7 protein-coding genes are annotated in these 4,558 nt (G+C 45.8%); 6 read left to right on the top strand and 1 reads right to left on the bottom strand.

Annotation, left to right across the window (positions count from 1 at the left end; all coding sequences use genetic code 11):
• Positions 1-232, bottom strand: a 232-nt coding sequence (locus tag F6K37_RS32735; RefSeq protein WP_287254818.1) for a hypothetical protein, incomplete at its 3' end; no start/stop codon positions are given.
• A gap of 244 nt (positions 233-476) precedes the next feature.
• Between F6K37_RS32735 and F6K37_RS32730 the strand changes: the two genes are divergently transcribed.
• The 6 genes from F6K37_RS32730 to F6K37_RS32710 form a co-directional block, all read left to right on the top strand.
• A complete protein-coding gene (locus F6K37_RS32730; protein ID WP_287254816.1) occupies positions 477-1,409 on the top strand; it encodes a Pvc16 family protein in 933 nt (310 codons plus the stop codon).
• 28 nt (positions 1,410-1,437) lie between these two features.
• Positions 1,438-2,718, top strand: coding sequence for a phage tail sheath family protein (locus tag F6K37_RS32725; RefSeq protein ID WP_287254814.1), 1,281 nt, complete (start codon positions 1,438-1,440; stop codon positions 2,716-2,718).
• Between the two features lie 51 nt (positions 2,719-2,769).
• Complete coding sequence (locus tag F6K37_RS32720; protein ID WP_071103394.1) at positions 2,770-3,195, top strand: phage tail protein; 426 nt, start codon at positions 2,770-2,772, stop codon at positions 3,193-3,195.
• 36 nt (positions 3,196-3,231) lie between these two features.
• Positions 3,232-3,597: a hypothetical protein gene (locus F6K37_RS32715; protein ID WP_071107698.1), complete on the top strand. Its 366-nt coding sequence runs from the start codon at positions 3,232-3,234 to the stop codon at positions 3,595-3,597.
• Positions 3,591-3,770 (top strand): DUF6760 family protein, encoded by a 180-nt coding sequence (locus tag F6K37_RS45000; RefSeq protein WP_083373623.1) that lies wholly within the window; start codon positions 3,591-3,593, stop codon positions 3,768-3,770. The genes F6K37_RS32715 and F6K37_RS45000 overlap by 7 nt, the downstream gene beginning before the upstream one ends.
• Positions 3,771-4,036: 266 nt before the next feature.
• Positions 4,037-4,558: hypothetical protein (locus F6K37_RS32710; RefSeq protein WP_287254812.1), on the top strand; the 522-nt coding region annotated here is incomplete at its 3' end.

Genomic DNA, 4,558 nt, shown 5'->3' with positions numbered 1-4,558 from the left:
CTAGCTGCTGAGCTATGTGGACTCCATAATAGGAGAGCGCCAAGGCTGGATCCAGTACACCGATCCATTGCTTGGAATCAAGTTGGCTGAAAAGAGGAGTTATCAGCATTTTCAAGACGTCACTCCCATTAAAATAGCAGTTTTTATCCCAATTCTGTAAATTACGGCTAGCCATCAATTTTATCTCCTCATTTCCCCATCTCTCCATTTCCATATTTGCCCATCTACCCATCTAGCCATCTCCCTATCTGCAGAGGAATAGCGTTAATTTATCAATTTTGGATTTCACAAACAAGTCACAAAATTTTGCTAGTCCAAATCGATTAGTTCAAATGAGTTAGTCAAACTTGACTAGCTAGAAAACGTGACTTGTACAGAATCTCTGAAAAATTAATAATAATTACGTTGACAAACACGCCCTAGGCTTTCAGAGTCTGGTACGTGGCTGCTCAGTAAATCCAACCCGGTCAGTTAGGATGATTAGCGATCTGAGTCAAGTGTTGAGAAGAATTTTGGAACAGACCAGCCTATCGTCGAGGTTTCCAGAATTAGCGGAGGCTCAAATTTCCTTTGAGCGTCCCTCAGAAACGTTTAGTCCTGGACAGACGACGGTGAATTTATTTCTGTACGATATTCGGGAACACCTGGAATTACGTAATAATGAACCAACGATCGAGAGGCGCGATGGAAAGGCAATTATTCATAATCCTCCAAAGCGCATAGCCTGTTCTTATTTAGTCACAGCTTGGCCCATTGGTGGCGAAGAATTACCCCTGCAAGAACACCGATTACTCAGCCAAGTGCTGCAAGTATTCTCAGCTTATCCAACTATTCCAGAAATACCTTTTTTAGAAAATACCCGACTTGCTGGGCAAGAACCAGCCTTACCAATGGTAACTGCTCAAGTAGATGGCGTACAAAGCACTGCTGAGTTTTGGACTGCATTGGGGAATCAATTACGTCCTTCCATCACAGTTAAAGTAACCATTGCGATCAAGGAACTATTTGAGCCAGACCCAACCCCCATTGTCATTACTCAAGATTGGCAATTAGGTCAGCGGATTTCACCATCCTCACCACAACTTGTGCCAAGCACCGCACAAGGATTTTTAGGTCAGAGGATTTCACCATCCTCACCAGAACTGGTGCCAGACACCGCACAACGATTTTTCCGGATTGGTGGGCGAGTTACGGATGCTGACAATAAACCTGTTGTAGGCGCAACGGTTGTTTTGGTTGAGCGTAATCTGAGGGCAGCCACTGATAGAGATGGAAACTATAGCATCGGGGCAATTCCTGCTGGTGCTTATACCTTACGGGTGCAGTTAGACGATGTAGTACAGGAGGTTAATATCACTATCCCAGTAGAATCCGCAGCAAGTAATTACAACCTAGAGTTACAGCAGTAATTTTTGTGATGATCAAGGAGTAAAAGTCATGCCACAGTATCTCTCCCCTGGAGTCTATGTTGAATACGTGCCACCCGCTTCCCTACCTGTTGCTGGAGTTGCAACCAGTGTCGCTGGGTTTATTGGTGTGGTAGCTGATAATGTTACTATGCCAGAGCAACCAGGACAGTTTCAAAAGGATGATGAAGGTAACCTTGTTTTAGATGATGAGGGTAATCCTGTTCCTGCCCCGTATGAGCGGGCGACCGCAGGTGAACCAACATTAATTACCAGTTGGGAAGAATTCAAAACTAGGTTTGGTGATTTCCAAGAGGGCAATAAAATCTTAGCCCATGCTGTGTATGGCTTCTTCTTCAATGGAGGTTCCCGTTGTTATGTACTGCGGGTTGCCGCTGCAACAAAAGCTGCCGCTGCAACAGAAGCTGCCCTTGCAACACAAGCTGCCGCTGCAACACAAACTTCCACTGCAACAGACATTGATAACCCGGCTGAAGAGTTAGAGAAGTTTGAAACAGTTGATGAAATCACCATTGTTGCCGTACCTGGAGCAATAAGTCAAACTCAACACACTGCTATTATCGCTCACTGCGCCAAGATGGGAGATAGAGTAGCTATCTTAGATGGTAATGCAGATCAAGAACCTAGCAATGTAAGCGGTATCCGTCCTGTTGGTCGTAGTCAGCAAGCCAGCTATGCTGCTATCTACTATCCTTGGATTAAAGTCTTTGATCCCGTTAGCAATGCCCCAGATACTCTACCTCCTAGTGGTCATCTTGCTGGAATCTATGCTCGTAATGATGCCACCCGGGGAGTTTTTAAAGCACCTGCTAACGAAGTTATTGTTAATGCCCTTGATGTCAGTCGTCCCATTAGTAAAGCCCAGCAGGATGGTTTAAATCCGGAAGGGATTAACGTGATCCGTTCTTTCAAAGGCACCATTAAAGTCTGGGGAGCCCGGACTATGGCAGATGATGCTAATGCTGATTTTCGCTACGTCAGTACCCGTCGCTATTTCAACTACCTACAAGAATCTATTGATGACGGGACACAGTTTGCTGTCTTTGAACCGAATAATCTAGCCCTGTGGCAACGGATTAAACGGACAGTGGGGGATTTTCTGTTAAATGAATGGCGCGATGGAGCCTTGTTTGGGGAAACACCAGAGCAAGCTTTCTTTGTTAAATGTGACGCGGAAACCAATCCCAAAGAAGTAAGAGAGTTGGGGCAAGTCGTTGCCCTGATTGGGGTGGCAATTGTCAAGCCTGCGGAATTCGTGATCTTCCGCATCCAGCAAACCGCTGGTGAGTAATCAGGCGAGTAATAAACAAACTTTTGAACTAACTGGAAAGGAGGTTTAGTCATGGCAAGAGTTGATCCCTATAAGAACTTTCGTTTCCTGATGGAAATTGATGGCATTGTTCAGGCAGGATTTTCTGAATGTAGTGGTTTTGGTTCTGAAGTAGAAATCGTTGAATATCGTGAAGGTGGAGACGATGCTACAGTACGTAAGTTGCGAGGGAAAGCGAGTTATCCTGACATTTCCCTGAAATGGGGAATAACCGATTCCCGTGAACTCTATGACTGGCACTTAGCTGCAGTCAATGGCAAGGTTGAACGCAAAAATGGTTCCATCATTCTGCTTGATGATACCGGACAGGAGAAAGTACGCTGGAACTTCTTCAATGCCTGGGCTAGTAAGTATGAAGCACCTAGTTTGGATGCCAAAGGAAGTGATGTTGCCATTGATACCCTCACCGTGAGTTGTGAACGTCTTGAGCGGGTATAAATTATGACTAATTTCACCATGCCTGAGCAAGCAACAATGCTGCAAACTGAGTATGAGTTTACATTACCAGCAGGTTATGTGGACAAACAGGGGAATTTACATCGGGAAGGGACAATGCGATTGGCAACGGCTGCTGATGAAATTGTGCCCCTGAAAGACCCTCGCGTACAATCTAACCCAGCCTATTTAATTGTGATTCTGCTATCTCGGGTGGTCACCCGCATCGGTTCTGTAGAAATGATTAACCCAAAAGTGATTGAAGGGTTATTTGCCTCAGACTTGGCTTATTTGCAGGATCTGTACAATCGGATCAATGGCAATGGCATGCGATCGCTCCAGATTATCTGTCCCCACTGTGAAAAAGATTTTGCCGTGGAACTAGATATGTCGGGGGAATCTTAGGCTACCCCCTGGATCAACTCCATCAGGAGGTAGCCTATCTCGCCTACCACTTTCATTGGCACTATGAATCTATCATGGCCATGGAACACAGTCAGCGACGACGGTGGGTGGACGAAGTTGCCCAGATTAATCGGCGTTTGAATGCCCAAACCGGTCAGATAGAGTTTATCTGAAGGCTCACAAAATTAGCGATCGCTATTGAGCTGGGGTGCATCGGATTTTTGCTACTTGACCTGGTGGGTGGAACGGGCATCTTGCCCGTTACAATCGGGCGGACTATCCCAAAGCTGGCTACGAGGCGGAAAATTAGGGCTCGCCCTTGGGTGGTGCGTTACGGGGCGGACTATCCCAACCCTGGCTACGAGGCAAAAAATCAGAGGCTTTCCGCCCCTAACGCACCCTACGCACTAATTGAAAACCGCTATTTTGCAACAAAAGAATGGAAGATTCTCCTTACAATTCAACCTTGGGGCAACGTTTACAGCGGCGACTGGTTAAACCGGCTGGGGTCATTAATACCCAGCAGTTACATTCTCATTACCAAGCTACTCAAGGGACAGCGGCAAGACTTGTACAAAAATCCGTTTTACCGGAACAGGTAAAATTCCGTTATGGTTCTGGAGTTTTGCAGCCTACAGCCATCATGTCACGTCTTCAGCGACAGCGTACAGAATCAGCGGACGGTTTTGATGGGCAATGGCGAGTCAATCCTGACAGCTATTCAGGAACCGGAAACACAGCTCAAACCTTTGTGCAGACTCAACCAAGACCGTTTCAGAATAGTAGGGACAATAGTAGGGAAATTGTAGGAAAAAGCCCGACAGCAATATCCCAGAAAGTAACAGTAATGACCAAGCCATTGGTCAAAGAAACTAACCACAACCAGACTACAAGCCCAGTTTCATTAACCCCAGTTTCATTAGTAGAAAAAAAGCCTAAGTCTCCTTCCTATACTCCCCTA

The sequence above is a fragment of the Moorena sp. SIO4E2 genome (genome assembly GCF_010671945.1).
GTDB lineage: Bacteria > Cyanobacteriota > Cyanobacteriia > Cyanobacteriales > Coleofasciculaceae > Moorena > Moorena producens.
Note: the sequence above shows the minus strand (reverse complement) of the source record. Positions and strands in the feature narration are given on the sequence as shown.

Bases quoted from the DNA above. Each gene is read 5' to 3' on its own strand.
- F6K37_RS32730 (WP_287254816.1), top strand. From the start codon at position 477: ATGATTAGCGATCTGAGTCAAGTGTTGAGAAGAATTTTGGAACAGACC.
- F6K37_RS32725 (WP_287254814.1), top strand. From the start codon at position 1,438: ATGCCACAGTATCTCTCCCCTGGAGTCTATGTTGAATACGTGCCACCC.
- F6K37_RS32720 (WP_071103394.1), top strand. From the start codon at position 2,770: ATGGCAAGAGTTGATCCCTATAAGAACTTTCGTTTCCTGATGGAAATT.
- F6K37_RS32715 (WP_071107698.1), top strand. From the start codon at position 3,232: ATGCTGCAAACTGAGTATGAGTTTACATTACCAGCAGGTTATGTGGAC.